20 protein-coding genes and 1 pseudogene are annotated in these 21,503 nt (G+C 68.1%); 9 read left to right on the plus strand and 12 right to left on the minus strand.

The genetic code is table 11. From position 1 onward, the window contains the following. Positions 1-18 precede the first annotated feature (18 nt). Complete coding sequence (locus KIK09_RS54775) at positions 19-753, plus strand: hypothetical protein (protein ID WP_214327579.1); 735 nt, start codon at positions 19-21, stop codon at positions 751-753. A 320-nt stretch (positions 754-1,073) separates the two neighbouring features. After that, positions 1,074-1,348: pseudogene (locus tag KIK09_RS58820) on the plus strand (integrase core domain-containing protein); the annotation flags it as partial. Positions 1,349-1,422: 74 nt separating this feature from the next. On the opposite strand, the gene KIK09_RS54780 reads toward KIK09_RS58820, so the two are convergent. The 3 genes from KIK09_RS54780 to KIK09_RS54790 all read right to left on the minus strand — a co-directional run bounded on the left by KIK09_RS54780 (position 1,423) and on the right by KIK09_RS54790 (position 4,541). Further along, positions 1,423-2,085 (minus strand): hypothetical protein, encoded by a 663-nt coding sequence (locus tag KIK09_RS54780; protein ID WP_214323646.1) that lies wholly within the window; start codon positions 2,083-2,085, stop codon positions 1,423-1,425. A 60-nt stretch (positions 2,086-2,145) separates the two neighbouring features. Then, complete coding sequence (locus KIK09_RS54785) at positions 2,146-2,292, minus strand: hypothetical protein (RefSeq protein WP_214323647.1); 147 nt, start codon at positions 2,290-2,292, stop codon at positions 2,146-2,148. Positions 2,293-2,453: 161 nt separating this feature from the next. Next, on the minus strand, positions 2,454-4,541 hold the full coding sequence (locus tag KIK09_RS54790) for a hypothetical protein (RefSeq protein ID WP_214323648.1): 2,088 nt from the start codon (positions 4,539-4,541) through the stop codon (positions 2,454-2,456). 179 nt (positions 4,542-4,720) lie between these two features. Here KIK09_RS54790 and KIK09_RS54795 point away from each other — a divergent pair, with 179 nt between their 5' ends. The 3 genes from KIK09_RS54795 to KIK09_RS54805 all read left to right on the plus strand — a co-directional run bounded on the left by KIK09_RS54795 (position 4,721) and on the right by KIK09_RS54805 (position 6,374). Next, entirely contained in the window at positions 4,721-4,963 is a 243-nt protein-coding gene (locus tag KIK09_RS54795; RefSeq protein ID WP_214323649.1) for a hypothetical protein, read from the plus strand. Positions 4,964-5,216: 253 nt separating this feature from the next. Beyond that, positions 5,217-5,477: a hypothetical protein gene (locus tag KIK09_RS54800; RefSeq protein ID WP_214323650.1), complete on the plus strand. Its 261-nt coding sequence runs from the start codon at positions 5,217-5,219 to the stop codon at positions 5,475-5,477. Between the two features lie 384 nt (positions 5,478-5,861). Further along, a complete protein-coding gene (locus KIK09_RS54805; protein WP_214323651.1) occupies positions 5,862-6,374 on the plus strand; it encodes a hypothetical protein in 513 nt (170 codons plus the stop codon). Between the two features lie 187 nt (positions 6,375-6,561). Here the strand turns inward: KIK09_RS54805 and KIK09_RS54810 are convergent, their stop codons facing one another. From KIK09_RS54810 to KIK09_RS54835, 6 genes are all read right to left on the minus strand, one after another. Then, entirely contained in the window at positions 6,562-8,028 is a 1,467-nt protein-coding gene (locus KIK09_RS54810) for an MDR family MFS transporter (RefSeq protein ID WP_214323652.1), read from the minus strand. Positions 8,029-8,156: 128 nt separating this feature from the next. Then, entirely contained in the window at positions 8,157-8,807 is a 651-nt protein-coding gene (locus KIK09_RS54815; protein ID WP_214323653.1) for an LUD domain-containing protein, read from the minus strand. 57 nt (positions 8,808-8,864) lie between these two features. Further along, positions 8,865-9,218 (minus strand): DoxX family protein, encoded by a 354-nt coding sequence (locus tag KIK09_RS54820; RefSeq protein WP_214323654.1) that lies wholly within the window; start codon positions 9,216-9,218, stop codon positions 8,865-8,867. Positions 9,219-10,036: 818 nt separating this feature from the next. Beyond that, positions 10,037-10,537: a MarR family winged helix-turn-helix transcriptional regulator gene (locus tag KIK09_RS54825; protein WP_214323655.1), complete on the minus strand. Its 501-nt coding sequence runs from the start codon at positions 10,535-10,537 to the stop codon at positions 10,037-10,039. A gap of 84 nt (positions 10,538-10,621) precedes the next feature. Beyond that, complete coding sequence (locus KIK09_RS54830) at positions 10,622-11,152, minus strand: DUF4158 domain-containing protein (protein ID WP_214323656.1); 531 nt, start codon at positions 11,150-11,152, stop codon at positions 10,622-10,624. Positions 11,153-11,470: 318 nt separating this feature from the next. Further along, positions 11,471-12,127, minus strand: coding sequence for a TetR/AcrR family transcriptional regulator (locus KIK09_RS54835; protein WP_214323657.1), 657 nt, complete (start codon positions 12,125-12,127; stop codon positions 11,471-11,473). A 154-nt stretch (positions 12,128-12,281) separates the two neighbouring features. Here KIK09_RS54835 and KIK09_RS54840 point away from each other — a divergent pair, with 154 nt between their 5' ends. Further along, entirely contained in the window at positions 12,282-13,211 is a 930-nt protein-coding gene (locus KIK09_RS54840) for a Rossmann-fold NAD(P)-binding domain-containing protein (RefSeq protein ID WP_214323658.1), read from the plus strand. A gap of 135 nt (positions 13,212-13,346) precedes the next feature. On the opposite strand, the gene KIK09_RS54845 is transcribed toward KIK09_RS54840, so the two are convergent. Then, the gene (locus tag KIK09_RS54845; RefSeq protein ID WP_214323659.1) at positions 13,347-13,790 is read right to left on the minus strand and encodes a Rossmann-fold NAD(P)-binding domain-containing protein; all 444 of its coding nucleotides are present in this window, start codon (positions 13,788-13,790) and stop codon (positions 13,347-13,349) included. Positions 13,791-13,840: 50 nt separating this feature from the next. After that, entirely contained in the window at positions 13,841-14,566 is a 726-nt protein-coding gene (locus KIK09_RS54850; protein WP_214323660.1) for a TetR/AcrR family transcriptional regulator, read from the minus strand. A gap of 96 nt (positions 14,567-14,662) precedes the next feature. Here KIK09_RS54850 and KIK09_RS54855 point away from each other — a divergent pair, with 96 nt between their 5' ends. Then, positions 14,663-15,787 carry an FAD-dependent oxidoreductase gene (locus KIK09_RS54855; RefSeq protein WP_214323661.1) on the plus strand — a complete coding sequence of 375 codons (1,125 nt, stop codon included), beginning with the start codon at positions 14,663-14,665 and terminating at the stop codon, positions 15,785-15,787. A 370-nt stretch (positions 15,788-16,157) separates the two neighbouring features. On the opposite strand, the gene KIK09_RS54860 is transcribed toward KIK09_RS54855, so the two are convergent. Continuing rightward, on the minus strand, positions 16,158-17,333 hold the full coding sequence (locus KIK09_RS54860; RefSeq protein WP_308164467.1) for an ROK family protein: 1,176 nt from the start codon (positions 17,331-17,333) through the stop codon (positions 16,158-16,160). Positions 17,334-17,476: 143 nt separating this feature from the next. Here KIK09_RS54860 and KIK09_RS54865 point away from each other — a divergent pair, with 143 nt between their 5' ends. Continuing rightward, positions 17,477-19,117 carry a beta-N-acetylhexosaminidase gene (locus tag KIK09_RS54865; RefSeq protein WP_214323663.1) on the plus strand — a complete coding sequence of 547 codons (1,641 nt, stop codon included), beginning with the start codon at positions 17,477-17,479 and terminating at the stop codon, positions 19,115-19,117. Next, positions 19,114-21,486 carry a phospholipase D-like domain-containing protein gene (locus KIK09_RS54870; protein ID WP_214323664.1) on the plus strand — a complete coding sequence of 791 codons (2,373 nt, stop codon included), beginning with the start codon at positions 19,114-19,116 and terminating at the stop codon, positions 21,484-21,486. The genes KIK09_RS54865 and KIK09_RS54870 overlap by 4 nt, the downstream gene beginning before the upstream one ends. Positions 21,487-21,503: the final 17 nt, after the last annotated feature.

Here is a 21,503-nt window from a genome sequence, read left to right on the forward strand (position 1 = left end):
GGCGGAGAAGAGGAGGGCATGTCCATGGCGAGAAAGCCGGCGCCGCTGAAGAACCGGCTGAAGCGGGGCCGAGCGCAGGTCGCGGTGTTGCGGCCGGAGGACTTCGGCAAGTCCATTGGTGAGATCTGTTGGGAGCTGCTCCGGCCGGTCTGCCCTCTTGATGTAGCAGATGCCGCGGAGCTGACCGAGCGTCTGGAGCGACAGCCGGCGTTTACCTCGGCGGAGGCGACTGGGTGGGTCGTCGGCGCCTTGGCCAGCGACTTGGCCTACTACGGCCGCGACGAGGACCAGAATGCCCTTATGGACGACCCCAAGCTCCGCGCGATCGAAGATGAGGTGATCGCTGCTCTCGGCCCAGAGGCGCGCTGGTATACCAACAGCACCCATCCGCTGCCGCGATTCCGTCGCGCCGGACACGGCCGGGGCTGGGTATCCATCACGCGGGCGACGTTCGACCTGGTGGTGGCTGCGCGGGGAAACGGACTGGACTTGGTGCTGTCCAGACGGCGGAGGACTGAGGCCGCCGTCCGGGGGGCGAGCACCGTCGAACCACCTGAGCCAGCTCGGCACAAGAGCCCGACCAGGCTCTGGGTAAGCATCACGAGTCCGACAGCCGCTTGGTGCAGAGAAGGTCGACGACGTGGGCCGCCGCGCCGGGACCTTTGCCGGTTTTGGAAATCCTGGGTCAGATACGCCAGTGACGCCTCGAACCAGTTGGCCGGCGCGTTGCCGCGCTGTCGGGCGTCGCAGTAGCCCGGGGCGGCCTCACGCAGCAGGTCCACGCTCAGTGGCGAGCGCGGCGCCTACGTCCTGATGGACCGCGACAGAGCCGTCATCCATGGCGGGTGGCCGATCACCGGAACGGACGTGCAGACTTACGACCTTCGCTCGGGCACCGCGCTCGTCCTGGCCGCGCTGGCGGCCGAGGGCAAGACATCGATCTCCATGGGTTACGTGAACCCTTCTCATCTGACAGCGGTCATCGTGCCCGATGGTGCATGCGACAGGATGCTGGTGCCGTGGCGCTTCCTTGCTTCCTGCCCCTCAATCCGATCCATGGGGCGCAGTAAACCTCCGCCGAGTCCGCCAAGGCATGCGCCGAACTCGGCGTGCGCCAGTCGATGGGCGCCCTCGGCACCTCCGACAACAGCGCCGAGGAGGCCTTCAACACCACCCTCAAACGCGAGACCCTCCAAGGCGCCAAGCGCTGGTCCCAGCGCGTGAGGCCCGCCTGGCGTTCTTCACATGGATCACCCGCTACAACACTCGCATAAGGCATTCCACCCTCGATTACCTCAGCCCGATCGACTACGAGCAGACCGCCGATAGAGTGCTGCACGCCGCATGACAGCCGGTGTCCACGCTTCAGGGCAAACCCCCACAGGCCTGATGCCAGTCGCAGGCCGCAGGTGTACTGGACGATCAGGAGTAGTCGTCTTCGTCGTACTGCTCCAGGTGGAGTAGCGTGCGAATCTTTCCCACCGCCGGTTTCCCGTCGTGGCGGGCGGCGTTCAGCACCTCCTCGATGAGCGCGTCGCGGGCACGGGCACGCGCGGCCAGGAGCCAGTGCCGTTGCGCCTTGAGCGATTCGGCCTTGAGCTGCCCCACCAGCCCGCGCAGCGCCCTGGGCCAGGCGGTGTCGGTCAAATGCCGGACCTGCGTCCCGTTCGCGGCGGCGACCTGCGCTGCTCGGCGGCGTAGCACCGCGACAGGCTGGCCGCCGTTGATCGCCTGCTCGAGTCGCTCGAGCGCGATATTGTACGGCCGCACGATGCCCAGATAACGCCGGGCCGACTGATCGACGGTCAGCGGCAGCGGGCTCGACGTCGCCCGCGGCGAAGGAGTTACGGTCTCCACCCGCGGCTCGGGGCTCGCGGCCATGGACGAAGGGAGCGCGAGCGCGACCGGCGGTGCCGTGTCGACGTGGTCGCTCGAGCACCCGGCGACCATGGTGGCGACCACCAATATTCCTGCAAGGATGCGCACAAGTCCGCAATTGATCCACTCAGCCGTCGGCATGTCAAGATGCTGAACCGCCCGCCGGGAGCCATTGCGCCTGCCGATAATGCCATCCGTGCAGGTCATGATTCCTTCTGGCGCGCGCCCGCTTCGGCTCTTGAAGGGCACCGAATCGCGGCCAAATGATCACTTGTGCTCTTCCGCCTGGCCTACCTGACCGTCACGAACGTCTTTGCCGCTGTCCTTGCCGATAATGTCATCCGTGCAGGTCATCCGGCTTGCCTTGCTCCTGGAACTTCCGGCAGCGAGCTGATCAACACCCAGATCGAACACCTAGGGGCAATGCCCTACCGGCGCGCTCCTAACCGTTCTCCCATGTCAAGCCTCTATCCGCACCCCTAGCAGAACGTTCATCTGTCGAATCCGAGCCCGCGCCCGACAACCAGTTTCCAGCGATCATTGTCCGCGAACACGGAGCGGGTACAGCTTCGCAGTCATTGCCGAGACAGGGTCCGGGTGATGCCGGTTGCGATGGTGGTGACCAGCACCCATCCCGTGATGACGAGGCCGTAGGCGACCCATTGGCTGCCGCCGATGGGTTGGAAAGCTTTCTCCTGGCCGAAATCGATCAGCGGGACCAATAGGTCCAACGTATAGACGACGGCGTTGAATACGGGCCCCTTGCCGGGCTCGGCGCGGGGTGGGCTATTCAGGGCGAACACGGCTGTGCCAGCGACGAGCAGCGTGAGGAACCACGTCGCGGCGCGGACCGGACGGTAGCCGTACCCGACCGTTAAATCCTGGAGCAGTCCCCAGGCGCGTGCATAGGGCGGCAGCTTGGCGCGTCGCCGCCGCTGCTTCGCCAGCAACACCGTGCGGGCGTCGGCGTCGTCACCCAGCCGCCGGTAGGTGGCGGCAAGCTGCTCGTACGGCTGCGGCACATACCTGCCCCCGTCGTTTCTCAGCCAGGCGAGCCGCTCTGCCGCGGGCAGCATCGGGTCCAAGGCGTCATATGTGAGGCCGTCCAGACGATGCCGAGACCACGTGGCAGGATCGTCACGGAGCACGCCGATGCGAGCGTGCCGCAGGTCGACCTGCCCCTCGGGCACCTGCTTGGGGCGCAGGTACAACTCCCGGGCCTCCAACTGCCAGGCAGCCAACGCCCGGCCAGCAGGCGCGGACAAGGTGGCGCCAGCGAGATAGAGACGTCGGCCAATGCGGGCGCCGATCAAGACCAACTCACCCGCAGTCGTGAAGGCGCCCCCGCACGTCATGCCCCCATCGACCGTCAGACCGCCAGCCGCCAGCGCCACACCACCTGGATTGTCCAACCGAGCGCCCTCGAAGTCGGCGGACTTGCCCACGTGCGCGTCCACCAACCGGACCTCGCCCTGGGCCCGGAAACCACCGGCACACCGCAACTCGCCGCCGATGGCCGCCCTACCGACATCGAGGGCGACAAAGTCCGCAAGACGATCGGATCCGGCATCAGAAGCATTGCCGGGGGTGGCCCCATGAAGCCTCGCTCCTGTCATGTCCAGCGATCCGGCTATGCGGGCCTGGGAGAGGTACACCCGTCCACGGGTGTGAAGTCTGCGCGCCTCGACGGTGCCCTCAACCTGCAATTCCTCCGCGTAGAGCGCATCACCGTCGGGGTGAGTCAGGCGGGCTCCGTTCAGGCTGAGCTCCCGGTCGATCCGCGAGTCGGCCAGCCGTACTGTCCCGGTCGCGGTGAACCCTCCACCCAGGTACAGTCCGCCCTCAGCGGTAATCCGCGAGCCGCGAAAGGCCATCTGGCCGGGGTGATCGATGGTGGTTCCGGTGAAGCTGAACGAGCCGACGACACGGGCGTTGCGCACGCTGACCATCCCGCTGACCGTCATCCTCCGGCAGAACACGCTCCCGTCGGCGACCAGCCCGTCCAGAGTCAGGGCCCTTCCGCCTGAATCGGCCAGGCACGCATCATCCATGATCACGGTACCGCGTGCGTTGACGTTGGCCAACCGCACCTGACCTGCAGTGCTTAGCCTGATCGCGGAAATCCCCCGCCCCGCGTGTAACCCGTCACAATCGATCGCCAAGCCGGGAACGGAAGTCCGCACGTCGGTCAGCGTGAGGTTTCCCGCGAGCTGGGTCCCGCGCAGTTCCACCAGGCCGGTGAAGACGCACTGCTCCAATCGCAGATGCCCGTCGATCTGAGCGTTGGAAGCAGACAGCCCCGGCAGGTGGGAGCCCTTGAAACTCAGCTGCGGACATCGCGCCCAGGACAGCCCAGGGACCTGCTCGAAGAAGCACGACAGCAATCGCACCGAACGACGGACGGTGGAATATGCCACGTTCAATCGCTCGGTGATCCGGGCGCCCTTGATCCGGATGGCGGGGACCCGATGCGACAGGTGCGCCTCCTCGCTCATCAGCAGGGCGGCGATCACTCTGGCGCGAACTGTCCGCTCCGCTCCCCAGCCCGCTCCAGAGGCCGGATGGTCTTCCTCCGGCTTTCCGGTCGTAAAATCCACTTCCTCCCCTCGCGGAAACGCCTCCCACACCCGACGCTCCGCCTCGGTCAGCTCCTCAACACGCACGGCATCCCCCTCGCACGAACGGTCCCCCTTTCATCGCTCAGAGCAAGGGAGGGGTTACCGTCGTCGGCAAACCTGCGGATGCCGAAAGTTCATCCGTGCAGGCCAGAGCACTGGCCGGTGACCACGCTTTCGCATCGTGGAGTCGTGTGGCCTCCACCGCCGCGGCATCATGATCTGTCGTGCTGCGTCTGGTCTACCTCACCGTGACGACCATCTTCGCGCTCCTGCGGCTGCTGCCGGGAGGTGATCGTGACAAAGAGATCGAAATGCTGGTGCTGCGGCACCAACTGACAGTCCTGCAGCGGCAGGCGGCCAAGCCCGCCTTCACTCCCGGCGACCGCTTCGTACTCGCCGGGCTGCTCGGCCACTTGTCGAGCGACAGACTGCGCCACTCCGCGCTGCTGTTACGCCCGGAGACCTGAAACCGAGCCCGGCTTGTTCACTCAGCCGTGACGACAGACCGAGCGGCGACCCATCGACCAGCAGACCTCATCCAACCGCAACGGCGAAAAGGGCGTCAGCTCACGTAACGCACTCTCAAAGTCCACGACATCGACCCCTCGCCCGAACGGCGGCACACCACATGGGTCGATTTCCTGCCCAGCCAGGCGGACGCACTTCCAGCGTGCGACTTTTTCGAGGTCCGCACCCTGACCGGGGGCACCGCTGTACGTCATGGCCGTCATCGAGCATGCGACCCGCCGGGCGCGGGGTCTTGGTGCCACCGCGCACACCGGCCAGTGGGTTGTCCAGCTCGGCCGCAACCTCGTCATGGACCTGCAGGAAGTGGGCAACGCGGCCAAGTTACTCATCCATGACCGCGACGCCTTCGACGCCGTGCTAGCCGACGCCGGACTTCGCGGTCATCAGGACCGCGTGCGGACACCCCGGACGGACGCGATCATGGAGCGGTGGATCCAGACCCTGCCGGCGTGAACTGCTCGACCGCACCTTGATCTGGAACCAGCGCCACCTCCTCCATGCCCTGCGCGAGTTCGAGACGTTCTACAACAATCACCGGCCACACCGGGCCCTCCAGCAAGCCGCTCCCCTCCGACCGCTACCCGACCCGAGCGCCTGCGTACAGCTCAGATCACCCGGCTCGACGTCCGCCGACATGATCGACTCAGTGGTGTCCTCAGAGAGGACACGCATGCCGCTTGACCTGGATGAATGAATTTTCGGCACCCGCAGAGCTCGACGCGCTGCTCCACACGGGCGCCTAGCCCATGCACGTCAGAAGCGGGGAACAGAATGGCTCAAAGTGATCTAAAGCTGGCCGCGAAGCTGTAAGGATGCGTGAACCCGGAGGGAGCCACCATGGTCATGTCCGAAAAGAGCCATAGACAACTGACGGCCAAGGCTGAGTTACTCATACAGCCTGGCGAGCGCATCGTGCACACCCTCTACGCCAAGGCGGGGACGGTGCCGATCAAGAAGAACCTGGCGTCGATCGCCGCCTCTGTCGCGGTCGGGGCGATGGTTACCGCGGTCACCGGCGGCACGGGGATGGTCATGGTGAATATGTTCGACAAAGCTCGCGTGTATATCGCCGTAACCGACCGCAGCTTGCTGATCTTCGCGGGCAGACGGAACAGGTCCGGGCCGGGTGACCTAGTAGCGCACGTGCCCCGCGAGGTCGTTACCGCGACCGTGCTCAGCAACCGCGTGGCATACAAGCTGCGGCTTGATTTCGCGGGATCCGACCAGGCGCTCCGCTTGACCTTCGCCCCGCTGCCCCGCGGTCTGAAGGACACCGGACGCTACCTCGCCGCATTGCTGCAACAACCGACCTCCACCGGCGAATCCGAATCCCGTCGACGCAGGGAGTGAGAGGTCGGGAAGCGGACGTCGCAGCCGGACTGCATGGCCGGTGAGGCCTGGGAGGAACGACGGCTCCCTTGAGGTTGATCAGCACGAGTTGAAGCCAGCCCCGTTGCCTTGAACCGTGGGTCAGGGAGGCAGCCGCCGCGGCGGGCAGCGGAGGTGATCCGTGGACGGGTTCGATTCTTCTCGAGTACTACGTGGATCCCTCCTGGTGGGCGGCCTTTGCTACGTGCGGCGGCCGCATGCTGGCGATGGCGTCGCTGTCGCGCACGCGCAGGGAGATGAGGAATCCGAGCACTGCGAGGCCGGCGGTGGTGAGGAAGATGTCGTGGTAGGCGGCGAAGAGCGCCTCCTGCCTGCTGGCGAAATCGGCGGCGCGGGAGCCGAGGTCTGCGAGCCTGGACTCGGTTCGCGTGGTGAGCAAGGTGGCGGCCATGGCGACCCCGGCGGCGCTCGCGACCTGACGTGTGGTGGAGAACACCGATGATGCTTGCGCCGTCGCCTCGAGGGTGATCGTGGCGAAGGTGGCGGCTTGCAGCGAGATGATGGTGAGTGCCATGCCCGCGCCCATGGCCAGGAGCGGCAGCCGGAGCGCCCACAGACTCGTGTCCGGGCCAACCAGGATCAGCGACACCAGGGCGATGGCGATGACGGCGAATCCGGTCGCGAGCAGGCGGCGGGGACCGAGCCGCGGATACAGGCGTCCCGCCAGCGGGAGGGCCGCCATCATGCCCAGCGCCTGGAACATCGTGACCAGGCCGGAGCCTGTCGCGTCGACGCCCATCTGGTACTGCAGAAGCAGTGGCACGACGAACAAGGCGCCCATCAGCGCCCCAGACGCCGGGAGCATCAGCAGGTTGCCGGTCCGGAACAGGCGGTCCTTCAGCAGACGCAGATCGATCATCGGCTCTGCGCGGCTCAGCTCGATCGCCGTGAACGCGGCCGCCAGTGCGAGGCCGGCTCCCAGCGGTACCAGCACGGCCGGGCCTGTCCACCCCTCTCTGGCGCCACCGTCGAGTCCGAGCAGCAGCAACGCGAGCGCGGAGCCGCCGGACAGGAACCCGGCGATGTCGAAGCGGCCAGGGTGGTCGGCGCGTTCCTCGCGAAGGGCCACCATCGCGAACAGGAGACCGAGCACGCCGATTGGCACCTTGATGAAGAAGATCCACCGCCAGCTGATGTTGTCGACCATCCATCCGCCGAGCACCGGGCCGAGGGCAGGGGCGAGGGTGGTCGGTATGGACAGCACCGCTGACGCCTTGGCCCGCTCGGAAGGCGGGAAGGCACGAAACAGCATTGCGGTGCCGACCGGGGTGAGCAGGCCGCCGCCGACGCCCTGGACGATCCTGGCCGCGATCAGCTCGCCGAGAGAGCCGGCGAGGCCGCCCCAGACCGAGGCTGCGGTGAAGACCGCGAGCGCGAACAGGAACGTGCGCTTGGTTCCGAACCGGTCGGCGACCCATCCCGAGGCGGGGATGAACACTGCCATGCTGACCAGGTAGCCGGTGACCAGCCACTGCAGTGACTCGGTCCCGGCACCGAAGTGGCGGCCGAGCGCGGGCAGCGCGGTGTTCAGGACCGTCATGTCGAGGATCTCCATGAACAGGCCGAACACGAACGCGGTGGCGACCAGCCACTTGTAGGGCACCCGTCTCAGCATGGTGTGGCTCCTGTCTGCCCGCCGACCGAGGGTCTGCCGCCGGACGGCCGGGCCAGGAAGACGTCGGTGGTGAGCACGTCGTTGGGGGCAAGGCCGGTCATGCGGTCCTCACCCGAGTGCAGGGGTGATCAGAACCCGATGGGCTCGCGGATGAGGACTACGGTGCCGCGGCCGGGGAACATCTCCTTGTCGATGATGAGGATCTTGGAGAGCAGGGCGGGGGTGCCGTAGGCTTCCCGGGCCCGGGCGTCCTCGCGCGGATAGGCGTACGTCTCGATACGCCGCAGCGCCGTGTCGAGGTCGGGCACGATCTTCTGGGCGCCGACGACCCAGATGGCCTGGCCAGCGCCGAAGCTGTAGGGGCCCAGTTGGCTTCCGCTGCCTGATGCGGTCAGCAGCCGCCCGTCCTCGGTCACCGCGTGCACGCTGCCGACGACGACATCGGGGGCGGCGCCGAGGACGCGCATCTCGTCGAATCGCCCTTCCTCGCGCAGACGCATGAGCGTGGGACGTAGCGTGTCGAACCTGCCGGACGCGTTGATGTCGTCGTCCAGCCCCGACAGTCGCAGCGTCTCGCTGGCGGCGGTGAAGATGCTCTTGTCCGTGGGCAGCAGCCGGTTGACGACAGTGCGGGCCTCGGCCGCGGTGTCGACGACCTCGACATCGTGGCCCTTCTCCCGCAGGGCCGAGGCGGTCCGCTGGAGCTGTGTCTCGGTCGCGGGCTGTTCGAAGCGGGTGTCGATGTCGAGGCCGGTTTCGGTGTTGGCGGTTGAGGTCATCACAAGTCCTTGATCGGTGTTGCGTGTAGGTGGTCGGGCTCGGTTGCCGGGCTTCGCTCAGAGAGCGGCCAGCGCCAGCGCGGCCGTGATCGCGCTGAGCACCAGCAGAACCGCCGATCCGGCGGTGTTCTTGGCGGTGTCGCGGGCCTTGATGTGGGTGGCGACGGCGCCTGCCATCAGCAGCGCCAGGCCGATCGCTGCGGCGACCCCGAGGGCTCCGATCCACAGCCCGACGATCAGGCCGACGGCTCCGAGTGCTTCGAGCGCGCCGATGACGTGCATGAACCCGGCCGATACCCCGAGGTTGTGGAGCTGGGCGGCCATGGCGTCCTTGCCGGAGAGCTTCGGGAAGGACGCTCCAGCAAAGGCGAGTGCCAGCAGCACGGACAGGACCGCGGTGGCGATGAACATGGGCGGAACCCTCTCACGATTTGTTTCAGTGACTGAACTATGTTGTAGCTGAAATTATTTCTGGACGCAAAACGGGGATCCACCCAGGTGGCCTCCACGGCGCGAGGAAGGCCGCAGGAGCGGGGGCAGCGAGGCGCCCCTACACCGCAGGCGTTGTCCGCGCCGGCGGAGAGAACGTCGTGCGCGTGAGAGGCGCCGACAAGGAGGTCACCGGGAGCAGCCGGCGCTCGACCAACGCGCATCGCATGATCCGGTGCGCGAGGAGGCAACGCTCGCCGAGGGTGAGTCTCGGCGAGCGCACGGTGATGACACCTCCAGCCGGAGTGCTTCCGGGGCCAGCCGGGGATGTGCGGTCACCTGAGGACCGTCGACGGATATGCCGCCCGGCAGGCGGCATATCCGGCCGACCGGGATCGGCGAGCCCGGGGTGTTCTCCGGGGCGCGGAGCTGGTCGTACGGCAGCGCTCAGTAACGGATGTGGAAGCTCAGCCGCCGAAGACTTCCGGGACCAGGCCAGCCTCGGAAGCTGCCGACCTGCCGGAACGCTGCTAATTGCCAATCATCGGCCGCTGAGAGCAAGCGCCCCGCACCGCGGCAGCCGGGCAGGAAGGATGAGGCCCATGGCGAGGTCGTCGATGATCAGGATGTGGTTAAGGCGTGAATTCCGGGATGGCGATCAGAGTGGAGGAGGCCATGCCGCCGCCCCGGACGGCAGCTCCGGAATGGGAAGGCCACCACCGCTTGAGCGGCCCTCGTTTGGTCATGATCGCCTATCAGCGGCGGTACGGCCTTGCCTGGCACACGGAAGTCCCCAGGACCTATGACGGAACCGGAGAGCAGGAGCCGTCACCCGCCGCAGCCGGAAACCGGCGCAAGGCCCGGTGCTCGTCGCCCGATTGGGCCATACGGAGCATCGCGAGCAGACCGGCCCGCTGCTCGGCGTCAAGCGCCGAGATGATCGGCGCCCCCTCGAACAGACGCTTCAGCAGGCGCCCTCTGAGCTCCTGCCCGGCCTCCGTGAGGACGAGCCGCTTGGCCCTGCGGTCGTCCGGATCCGGCTCCCTGCGCAGGAGGCCACCAGCTTCGAGTGAGTCGGCGATCGCGGTGACATGCGAAGGCTCACAATGCAGGTGACCGGCCATCGTCCCCATGCGCTGAGGCTCCTGCAACTGAATCACCGTGTGAGCCTGTGGCACAGTGAGCCCAACAGCAGCGGCGACCTGATCAAAATGCGCCCGCAAAGCCGCATCCGCGGCGAACAGCCGCTCCACGATCTCCTGGCCCTCCGGATCTGGCCAGTCGATGCGTATCTCCGCCATGGTCCCCACACCCCCGGGCATTACTTCGGTGAATGAACTATTCTACGGCGACGCGCGTCGGGTTCAGGCACGCACGGCGAGAGATCACGTGGGCTTCCTCGGCTTCGGCGCGCCCGCCACGACCGCTCCCTGCACGACCTCATCACCGTGGTCGGCGGCCTTCGCAACCGCGACATCGGCGGCACCAGCGTGCATGAGCAGCTCGGCACCACCGCTGACCGAGTTCATCCGCGAACTCATCGTCGCCGGCGCCCTGCGGGCCACCGCTCGGACTCCGGCGGAGTCGTAGTCCACGCCCAGGCGGGCTCGCACGAAACTACGGTGCCGCTTGGCTGACCGCTCCGCCGCCTCGGCAAGCATCACATCGTCCGGTAGGCCGAGGACACAGCGGATGTGCTGAGTCACCGTGACCGGCACATCCTCCAGCTTCGGGAAGTAGCCCAGCCGCTGGTATGCCTTCAACCACACCAGCAGCGCTAGAAGATGCTGGTCGTCTTGGCTCTTGCCGCGGGCCCACTCAACCTCATCGGCCGTGGGGGTGAACACCTCGGCGAGCTCCCGCACCCCGATGGCTCGCGCGAACCTCGGGTAGGCCGTCCGATCGATCGACGCCACCCGAACCTCCGGAAACCGTCACCAACCGGCCTGAATGCTCCAGATCCTAGTGTCGGTGATCAAGCTCGCGGCCCGTTTCTGCCGTATTCCGGTGGCACCCGATCGAGATCAGGCGGGATCTTGTTGTTTCAAGGAGAGCGTCCTGGTTTGGGGCTGCGGAGCAGGTGTCCGGGAAGGCCCAGGTGATGTCAGCCTCGTCGCCACGATCGGATCTGTTACAACTTGTGAGTGTCGGCGGTGCTTGCGCAGCGCGTGCGGCCGACCCGAATGCGTTCGCGGGCGACCATGACGACGCCGTCCCGGCTGGCGCCACCTGGTTCATAGTCCGTGGTGAAGACCGCAAAGGTCTGCCATCAGGCCCATCTGGTGGTCGAAGTATTCCCGTCGGGCTTGGATGGTCGTCTCCAGTCGGCCGAAGACTTCGAAGCTGATCAAGCCGAACAGGTGCGTCCATCCGGCGAACGCTCGGCTGAGCAGCTCCTCGGAGATGTCGGCGGAGTGTTGGTCGATCAGCTGTTGAAGGTCTCTGCGGACCAGTTCGGGCACCGGAGCGGACGGTGGAAGGGTTTGGCCCTGGGCGGCGCCCTCGGCGGCGATTTCGACGAGCAGGAGGATCACGGCGGAGGCGGGGGCCACCGTGTCCTGTGGTGCGGCGTATCCGGGCACCGGGCCGCCGTAAAGCAGGCTGTACTCGGCTGGATGGTCGAGTGCCCATTGGCGGACGGCGTGGCTTACGGCCAGGAAGCGCTTGCGCGGACGTGCCGATGGCGCCTGTGCCGCGGCCCGCCGCGCCGCCTCACCGAGCGCCTGGTAGCTCTCGGTGATCAGTGCGGTCAGCAGTTGATCCCGGCTGGAGAAGTATCGGTAGAGCGCCGACGGGACGATGTCGAGATCGCTGGCCACCCCGCGCAGCGACAGGTTGGCACCGTCGGCAGCCAGCCGTCGGCGGGCGGCCGCCTTGATCTCCTCGATCATTTCCGACCGGACCCGGGCGCGCAGTGACGGTGCAGGCATATCCCAAGTCTGCCACAGTCGAGAACAGAATTCTCCATAGAGAATGCTGTTCTTGACTTGGATCGGCGTGCTCTCTACAGTGCGAGAGAACACTGTTCTCTCAATGGAGTGCCCTATGACTTCGCACGTTGTCCTGGGAGCCGGACCGATCGGCTCCACCACCGCGCTGATACTGGCTGAGCAGGGCGAGCAGGTACGCCTGATAACGCTCAACGGAGGCGGCCCCGACCACCCTGGCATCGAGCGGGTTCAGGCCGAGGCATCCGACCCGGCCGTACTGACACCCTTGACCGCCGACGCCAGCGCGCTCTACCAGTGCGCCGGCCCGCCCTACCATCTCTGGACGACCGAGTTCCCCCCGCTGATCGAGAGTGCCATACGTGCCGCCGAGGCAAGCGGCGCCGTCCTGGTCAGCGTTGGGAACCTCTACGGCTACGGCCTGGTAAGCGGTCCGATGACCGAGGATCTGCCCGCACGCCCCAATTCCGAAAAAGGCCGCGTCCGAGCCGGACTATGGGCCGAGCAACTCGCCGCACACCAGGCCGGACGGATCCGCACAGCCGAGGTCCGCGGGTCGGACTACCTTGGAGCCCGCGCCTCAACGCCCTTCACCATGATGGTCCTGCCCGCCCTTCTACGTGGCCGGCGCGCCCTTGTTCCCGCCGACATAGACGCCCCCCACAGCTGGACCTACACCGGCGATGTGGCCCGCACCCTGATCGACGTCGCGGCCGACGAATCCAGCTGGGGCCGCCCCTGGCACGTTCCGACCCCGCCGCCTGTTTCCATTCGTGAACTGGCTGAAATGGCGGCAACCGTGGCCGGCACGCCCAAAGCACGAATCAGCCCTATGCCGAACACTCTGCTAAGGGCGGTAGGCCTGTTCAACGTCGCGGCCCGACAGCTCCCCGAAATGCGCTACCAGTTCGACCACCCCTTCGTGCTGGACTCCAGCGCAGCGCAGAAGGCATTCGGCCGCAGACCCACCTCGACCACAGACGCACTCCGCGAAACCATCTCCGCATTGCAGAACAACGCCCAGTAGGCCGCGTCCAGTCGGCGAGGCAGTGGGTCAGAGGTCTGTGCCTGCCGGCTGTTCTACCGGCCGAATCCGGATCCAGTCGGCGGGCAGGACATCCACCTTGAGTGCTGCACCTGCCGAAAACCCCGTCCACGCAGTTCAAGCGGCATGTGAGTATTCGTGGAGGACGCCGCTGAGCCGGTCTCCTCGGCGTACATCCAGGTCGACGATTCTGGCTGGATCGATGATCGGATCCGGGACGGCGCGTAGTGGAGCCGCCTGGTCCAGGGCTTGATGGGCTCGGTACTGGTTGGAGAACTCCGCATACTCGGCGTTCGTTCCAGGGCAGCCAAGGTGAACCCATGAGCCACCATGAGTCGATCTTGTGTTGAGTTTGGGCTGCTCGGAGCCGCTGCCTGGCTGGTGATCGTCTTCCTGGTACGGCCCGCGCGATCCAAGCGGGTGATCTTGCTGGTTCGGGTGGGTGGCGGCTGGTGACGCGTCACGGCGGGACGGGGTGACCACGTACCAGCCGTCGCGGACGCGTTCGGCGACGACACCCGAGAGCCTGCCGGTTCCACCGACGACCAGCGCGCGCCTCATGATGCGATTTGTGATCGTCTCGGCACCATGTGGCCACCGCACGCCGCAGGTCAACCGGATGCGGGCCGCAGATTGTTCATGAGCAGGCCGAGGGCGAACTCGAAGCGGTCGTGTCCGGTGCCGGAGATCAGCTCGGCGGCATGGCGTCGAGTCTGCGGGAACTTCTCGTCAGGCAGTCCGGTGAAGCGGTCTAGCAACTCCTCGTCGCTGAGCACCCATTCCTGATCCTGATGCTGGCGCCGTTGCTGGACCAGCGACTGCTCCAGTGCATAGGCGCTGACATAGCGGGACAGCGCGTCGCGGGCCCATCCGGCCGTCCTCGGTTCGATGCCGCCCGCGAGCAGGATCGCCAGGATTCCTTCGCCGACCCGCAGCGTTTCCAGGTTGGTCGACACCATGGCCAGCGCGGCGCGCGAGACTCCGGGGTATTTCAGGTACAGGTCGCGGATCTGCGTGTACACCCCGAGCAACTGCTCGCGCCAGGCAGCCGGGTCCGGTTCGGGGAGCACGATCTCGGCGTAGAGCCTGCCGATCAGCAGATCGTCGATGTCGTCCTTGTTGACGATGTGCGCGTACAGCGACGACGGGCCGGCGCCGAGCATGGCGGCGACCCGGCGGATGGTCAGCGCGTCATACCCCTCGGTGGCGACGACTTCCAGGGCGGCGTCGGTGATCCGTTCGACGTTGATCGGCTTCTTGCGTGGTGCCGACGTGGCAGCCTCCGCTGCGGGTTGGGCGTGGCGAGCTGCGCGGCGTTGGCGGGGATCGGCGGACATGCCAACCACCATAACTTGACACGATCTAAGTTCGTTGGGGTAGAACTTAGATCGTCAGAACGAACTAAGTTCGCATCGATGTCCTGGAGGTGTGTGATGCGCGTTTCCGTTGTCGGAGCCGGTCTGGGAGGTCTGGCTCTCGCGCAGGGTCTTCGTGGTGCCGGGATCGAGACCGACGTGTTCGAGCGCGATCCGGGGATCGTCGCACGGTTCCAGGGCTACCGGCTCGTGCTGAACCCGGTCGGTTTCCAGGCGGTGCGCAACTGCCTGCCGACGCGCTGGCACCCGCTGCTGGACGAGATCGTCATGGATGCCTCCGCCGAGCAGCTGATCCTGGACCCGCAGATGAACGAGATCGGCAAGCTCGGCGCGGCCCGGACCGGCATCGTGGTCGACCGGCAGGTGCTGCGACACCTGTTGCTGACCGGCCTCACCATGCACACCGATGCCGCGCTGACCGGCTACGACGTGCTGGCCGACGGCAATGTCCAAGCCCAGTTCGCCCGCCGCGACCCGGCCACCGCCGACCTGCTCGTCGGCGCGGACGGCGTCACCTCCGCAGTCCGCGGGGTGTTGTCACCGCAGACCACCCCGACAGACACCGGCGTCCGGTTCGTCATCGGCCGCACCCCACTGACCGACGAGTTCGCCAGCCTGTCCAAGGCCTACGGCTCGAAGATCACGGGCGACGGCGTCAGCCTGCTGCTCGGCGCGATGCGCTTCCGTACCCCGCCGAAGCAGGCCGCCGAGCAACTGGCCCCCGAAGTCACGCTGCCCGACATCGGCGACTACGTACGCTGGGCCATGATCCTGCCGCCGAACGGCTCGCTGGAGGACGTGACCGCGCAGGATGCCGTGCTGTCCAGGATGGAAGGTTGGCACCCGGAGCTGCGCGCGCTGATCGAGCAGGCCGACCCGGACAACAGCACGCTGCTGTCCATCCGGGTGGTCAAGCCCGGTGAGCGCTGGGCGTCCGGCCCGGTCACGCTGCTCGGCGACGCGATCCACGCCACCTCCCCGACCGGCGGCAACGGCGCGAACACCGCGCTGCGCGATGCCGACCTGCTGCGCCGCTGCCTGATCGAGGCCAACGAAGGCCGCCAGAATCTGCGCAGCGCGGTCGAGGACTACGAGCGGCAGATGTTCGAGTACGGCGCCGAGGCCGTGCGCAGCAGTCTCGAGAAGCTGCCCGCCTTCGCCCCCGAAGCGAAACTGTCCTGAGGCCGAAATTCACCTTGTGCGATCGATCGGACCCGCCCGGTCGTGGACATCTGGCTCGGCCCTGAATGAATATCTCGATCACTACAACGGGCATCGCCCGCATCAGGCTCGTGGGCATGAAGCAGGCCCGCCGGAGGATCGGCGGGCCTGCCTGGGGTCGGTGGTTCAGGTGGTGGTGTCTCCGATGTGGGTCGGCAGGGTGATCAGCCGTGCTGTCTGGGCGCCTCCGGCTGCGGTGTTGACGAGGGCGGCGGTGGACTCGGCGTCAAGCCCGTGCGCGGCACGCCGAACTCAGCCGCGCCTACGTGGGCGCCCGGCACCTGAAGTCACAACCAGCCGTCCTCCACGCACGCTCCCGATATTTGGTGAACTAAACCATTAATGATGGAGGGGTATCCGCGGGCAACGGGCCGGTCTCGGGGTTGAAGAGCGTCTTGGACAGGCGCTCGACGCCGTAACAGACAGCGCCGACCGCCACGCACTCGTCGCCGAGCACCGAAGCCCGCAGCTCTGGAGTGCGCAGGCACATCGTCTCCAGTTCGCCCCTCAGCGGCTCCAGGAGCACGTCGGCCGACCGGGAGAAGCCCCCGCCGAGCACCACCAGGTCGGGATCGACGGTGAGGGCCATCGCGGAGGTGGCCAGCGCGAGCACCTTGACGTACCGCAGGACGGCGCCGCGCGCGCCGGCGTCGCCGCGCCTGGCGGCCTCGAACACCGCCCCCGCGACCGCGTCGGGCGGCGTGCCGGGTTCCACGGCGGGGACGGCCTGCAGGAGCTCGCCCACGTGACCGAGGTTGAACAGCGGGTGCACGCCGATCTCGCCCGCCGCTCCCCCGCCGCCGCGCAGGGGGACCCCGTCGAGCACGACGGCGGCCCCGGCCCGCCTGCCGACGTGCAGGAAGATCAGATTCCGGGTGTCGCGGGCGATGCCCCTGCGGCACTCGGCGAGTGCGGCGAGCCGGCTGTCGTTCTCCACGAGGACCGCGCAGCCCAGCCGCGCGCCGACGTGATCGGCCAGCGGCACGCTCGACCAGTCCTGGATGGCCCGTGACAGGACGACGCGTCCTTGCAGGTCGACGTAGCCCGTGCTGCCCGCGACCGCGATCCAGACGTCGGAGGCGGAGGTGCCCGAGCCGGTCAGGCAGGCGTCGACGGCCCTGTCGACGGCGGCCAGCCGCTCGGCGCGCGGCTGCTCGGGAGTGACCGGCTCGCGCGTGGTGTGCAGGACGTTGCCGTCGAGGTCGGCCACGACCGCGAGCACCTTGTGCGCTCCTATGTCGAGCCCCAGCACTCGGCCCGCTTCCCCGCGGAACCGGTAGCGGCGCGCGGGCCTGCCCTTCTCGCCGCCGCTCGGATCCATCTGGGCCACCCAGCCCAGCTCCATCAGGTCGCTGACCACCACCTTGATGGTGGCTCTGGCCAGGTCGGCGCGCTCGGCGAGCTTGGTCAGCGTCATCGGGCCGCCGGCGCGCAGGGCGGCGAGCGCGGAGAGCGCGTTGAGCCGCCGGAGCCGCTGAAGGTCGCCGCCAGTCACGGAGTGCGTCACGGATAACCCTTCTTGACGAACCTTAATGGTGGACTTCATCATAAATCCTCATCGGGGCGGTACGCCACCGCAACGCAAGCCCGCCCAGCCCGCACGGCGACACAATCGCCGAACCCCGACCTCCGACCCCTCAGGGACCTGACTTGCTGCTGCCACGACCCGTTCACCTCACCCGAGACGGCACGGAGCCCTTCACCCTCACCACGGCCACAGTGATCGCCGCACCCCCCGAGCTCGCGCGGGTGGAAGGCTGGCTGCGTGGCGTGCTGTTCCCCGTGACCGGCCTGCCGCTGCCGCCCGGAGAGGCGCGGCCCGGGGCGATCGAGTTCACCCTGGCGGCCGGGCTCGGCCATGAAGCGTACCGCCTGACCGTGCGCCCCGGCGGGGTGCGCATCGAAGCGGGGGACGCGGCGGGGGCGTTCTACGGCGCGCAGACCCTGCGCCAGCTGCTGCCGCCCGCGGCCTTCCGCAGCGGCGCGGTCGGCGAGCGGGACTGGCTCGTCGCCCCGGTCACCGTCGAGGACCGGCCGAGATTCCGGTGGCGCGGCTGCCTCATCGACGTGGCCAGGCACTTCCTGCCCAAGCCCGACCTGCTGCGGTACATCGACCTGCTGGCCGCGCACAAGCTCAACGTGCTGCACCTGCACCTGACCGACGATCAGGGCTGGCGGTTCGAGGTGAAGGGGTACCCGAAGCTGACCGAGGTCGGCGCCTGGCGGAGGGAGAGCCCGCTGGGGTCCCGCCGGCAGGGCCTGTTCGACGGCCGCCCGCACGGCGGCTTCTACACCCAGGACGACCTGCGCGAGATCGTGTCGTACGCGGCGGACCGGTTCGTCACCGTGGTGCCCGAGATCGAGCTGCCCGGGCACTCCCAGGCCGCCATCGCCGCCTATCCGGAGCTGGGCAACCTCGACGACCCGCTGGAGGTCGCCACCCAGTGGGGCGTCTCCCCGAACGTGCTCAACGTCGAGGACGCCACGCTCGCCTTCTACCGGGACGTGCTCGACCAGGTCATGGAGATCTTCCCCGGCGAGTACGTCTGCGTGGGCGGCGACGAGTGCCCCAAGACGCAGTGGCGGGAGAGCCCGTCGGCCCAGCGGCGCATCCGCGAGCTCGGCCTGCGCGACGAGGACGAGCTGCAGAGCTGGTTCATCCGCCAGTTCTCCGACCATCTGACCGCGCGCGGGCGACGCCTGCTGGGCTGGGACGAGATCATCGAGGGCGGCCTGCCGCCGGGTGCGACCGTGGCGTCCTGGCGCGGCACGTACGGCGCGGTCGTGGCGGCCAGGGCCGGGCACGACGTGATCACGTGCCCGTTCACCCAGCTCTACCTCGACTTCCGGCAGTCGGACCGGCCCGACGAGCCGGTCCCGATCGGTAGCGTGATCTCGCTGCGCGACGTCCACGCCTTCGAACCGGTGCCGCCGGAGCTCACGGAGGCCGAGGCCGTCCGCGTGCTCGGCGCGCAGGCGAACCTCTGGACCGAGCACATCGACTCGCCTCGCGCGCTCGACTACATGGCCTTCCCCCGCCTGTCGGCCTTCGCCGAGGTCGTGTGGAGCCCCGCGGGCGGCGACTTCGACGACTTCCGAGCGCGGCTGCACCACCACGAGCTCCGGCTCGCCGCGCTGGGCGTGGAGTACCGCAAGGAGACCGGCCCCGAGCCGTGGCAGACGCGGCCGGACGTCAAGGGCTGGCCGCGCGAGCGGGCGGAGACCGAGGCCGAGGTGGCGGCCTGGACCCGCGGCATCCGACGAAACCTCAGTGGAGAGAGGCACGCATGACCAGACGCCTGTCCGTCATCCTCATCGGCTTATCCTGCCTGCTCGGCGTGATCACCCCGGCCCGTGCGGCGACTCCCGAGCTGTCGGCGTACTTCAGCAGGCCGAGCGTCGACGGCACGCTCGACGGCTCCCTGCTGACGCGGTTGCTGGGCCTGATCGACCTGGCCGCGCCGGGTTCCACTCTGCGCGTGGCGACGTACGTGCTGGAGATCAGGACCGTCAAGGACGAGCTCGTGGCGGCGCACGATCGCGGCGTCGACGTACGGGTGGTGTCCGAGGGGTCCGGTCACGACCCGCTGCTCGACGAGTTGGCCGCCGCCGGCGTGCCGGTCACGCTCTGCACCATGGGCTGCAACGGCCCGGACACCGACATCAACCACCACAAGTTCTTCGTGTTCAGCCGCCTCACAGACGGCAGGACCGACGTGGTCGCGCAGAGCTCGCAGAACCTCAGCGCCGACAACTCCCTCCACCAGAACATGCTGATCAGCTCGGGCGACGCCGGGCTGGCCGCGGGCTACCGGCAGGTGTTCGACACGCTGGTCTCCCGGGTGCGGACGACCTGGAAGGCGCCCTTCACCTCCTCCAGCGGCAAGGTCACGGTGTGGATGGAGCCCCGCGACACCGCCTACGACCAGTCCGCCTACGGCGACGCCGACCTGGTCGCGGCCATGATCAAGGACGTGGGCTGCCCCGGCACGATCCGCGTGGCGCAGTCGCAGTTCGCCACGGACAGGCCGGCCGTCATCGACGCGCTCAAGGCGAAGAAGCAGCAGGGGTGCGGCGTCCAGGTGCTCGTCGCCGAGGGCAACCAGACGGTCTCGACCGCCCAGGAACTCGCCAAGGGCGGCATCGTGGTGCACACCTTCAGGCCCGGCGGCTGCCACTATCCGGCCGGGGACACCTGCGCGCCCGACAACCTCCACTCGAAGATCATCCTGGTGGACGGGCCGTCGGCGGCGGCGGGCGGCGCGACGCGGCGCTACGTCTACACCGGCTCCCACAACCTCAACGCCGGCTCCCTGACCGCCTCGGACGACTCCTTCCTCCGTATCGACGACGCGGGGATCTACGCGGCGTACGACGCGGACTTCGCCGCGATGCTGGACGAGATGATCAAGTTCGTCCCCTCCGCCTATCCGGACGCCGCGCTCCAGATGGCCGCCAATGGCCCCGACGACCAGCGGGCGCCGAGGGCGGCCGCCATGCGCGCCGGCTACACGGCCGTGGCCTGGGAGGACGACCGTGATCGTGCCTCGGTGGACGGCACCGAGGTCTACGCGCGCATCTACCACGACGGGCAGCCGGTGACCGGCCCCGTGAAGGTCTCGATGGGCGGGGCCGGGTGCGCGACCGGCTGGAACCACGTGCAGCCGTCGGCCGGCGTCGACGACACGGGCAACGCCTACGTCGCCTGGGCCGAGGACGGCGACTGCCGGGGCGAGCACAACATCGCGGTGCGCAGGCTCTCCCCGTCGGGCACGCTGAGCTCGACGATCTGGGCGAACGACCCGCAGTGGAGCGGCGACCAGACCCGACCGAGGATCGCGGTCCGGGGCGACGGCGGGTTCACGGTGGTCTGGGAGGACGCGCCGACCAAGACCGTCCGCGCGGCCGGCTACGCCTCGCTGACCTCGCGTGCCTTCGCGCCGGTCCAGGTGGGCGCGGGCGACCGCCCGGACGTGGCCGTCGACGGCGCCGGCACCGCGACCGTGGTCTGGCAGCAGGCGCCCGACGTGTACGGCAAGCGCGTCTCGGCGACCGGCGCGACCGTCGCCGCCGCCACGAAGATCAACACCAACGCGGCCACCGAGCACCTGGCTCCCGCGGTGGCGACGACGGCGGGCGGCGACAGCGTCGTCGCCTGGAGCGACAACGTGGCGGTCACCGGAGGCGACGTGAAGACCGTCTGGCGGGTGCGGACGCGAGGTCTGACGCCCTCCCTGGGATCGAGGTTCGCGGAGAACCCCGTCGCGTTCGGGAAGTACGCACCGAACACGGTCTCCGACGGCGGCAAGGAGTACCCGCCGCTGTGCGGGAGGGTGTCGTCGGTGGACAGGTGCGCGGTCCAGGGATCGCCGTCCGTCGCCGTCGACGACAGCGGACGGTTCGTCGTCGGCTGGACCGAGTCCGACATCTGGAACGCCGGCCGTTCCTTCGAGGTGTACGCCCGCGGCTTCAACGCCGACGGGACGACGGCCGGCCGGTTCCCCTGCGAGCGCATGAACCCGAACACGGCCGGCAGCCAGTCGGCCACCGCCGTCGCCGCCGACGCCACCGGCTTCCACCTCTTCTACGCCGAGGACTTCGACGTCAACGGATACAGCGATGTCGTGGCGCGGACCGGCTTCACCAACACCGAATTCTGAGCGGAGCGCCGCCCTCC

The sequence above is a fragment of the Nonomuraea sediminis genome, assembly GCF_018531495.1.
In the GTDB taxonomy this organism is placed as follows: Bacteria; Actinomycetota; Actinomycetes; order Streptosporangiales; family Streptosporangiaceae; genus Nonomuraea; species Nonomuraea sediminis.

Coding starts and splice junctions, on each gene's coding strand:
- KIK09_RS54825 (WP_214323655.1), bottom strand. CDS start 10,537: ATGGCGGAGATACGCATCGACTGGCCAGATCCGGAGGGCCAGGAGATC.
- KIK09_RS54835 (WP_214323657.1), bottom strand. CDS start 12,127: ATGATCGAGGAGATCAAGGCGGCCGCCCGCCGACGGCTGGCTGCCGAC.
- KIK09_RS54845 (WP_214323659.1), bottom strand. CDS start 13,790: ATGAGGCGCGCGCTGGTCGTCGGTGGAACCGGCAGGCTCTCGGGTGTC.
- KIK09_RS54840 (WP_214323658.1), top strand. CDS start 12,282: ATGACTTCGCACGTTGTCCTGGGAGCCGGACCGATCGGCTCCACCACC.
- KIK09_RS54850 (WP_214323660.1), bottom strand. CDS start 14,566: ATGTCCGCCGATCCCCGCCAACGCCGCGCAGCTCGCCACGCCCAACCC.
- KIK09_RS54810 (WP_214323652.1), bottom strand. CDS start 8,028: ATGCTGAGACGGGTGCCCTACAAGTGGCTGGTCGCCACCGCGTTCGTG.
- KIK09_RS54775 (WP_214327579.1), top strand. CDS start 19: ATGTCCATGGCGAGAAAGCCGGCGCCGCTGAAGAACCGGCTGAAGCGG.
- KIK09_RS54815 (WP_214323653.1), bottom strand. CDS start 8,807: ATGACCTCAACCGCCAACACCGAAACCGGCCTCGACATCGACACCCGC.
- KIK09_RS54855 (WP_214323661.1), top strand. CDS start 14,663: ATGCGCGTTTCCGTTGTCGGAGCCGGTCTGGGAGGTCTGGCTCTCGCG.
- KIK09_RS54870 (WP_214323664.1), top strand. CDS start 19,114: ATGACCAGACGCCTGTCCGTCATCCTCATCGGCTTATCCTGCCTGCTC.
- KIK09_RS54800 (WP_214323650.1), top strand. CDS start 5,217: ATGGCCGTCATCGAGCATGCGACCCGCCGGGCGCGGGGTCTTGGTGCC.
- KIK09_RS54820 (WP_214323654.1), bottom strand. CDS start 9,218: ATGTTCATCGCCACCGCGGTCCTGTCCGTGCTGCTGGCACTCGCCTTT.
- KIK09_RS54805 (WP_214323651.1), top strand. CDS start 5,862: ATGGTCATGTCCGAAAAGAGCCATAGACAACTGACGGCCAAGGCTGAG.
- KIK09_RS54780 (WP_214323646.1), bottom strand. CDS start 2,085: ATGACCTGCACGGATGGCATTATCGGCAGGCGCAATGGCTCCCGGCGG.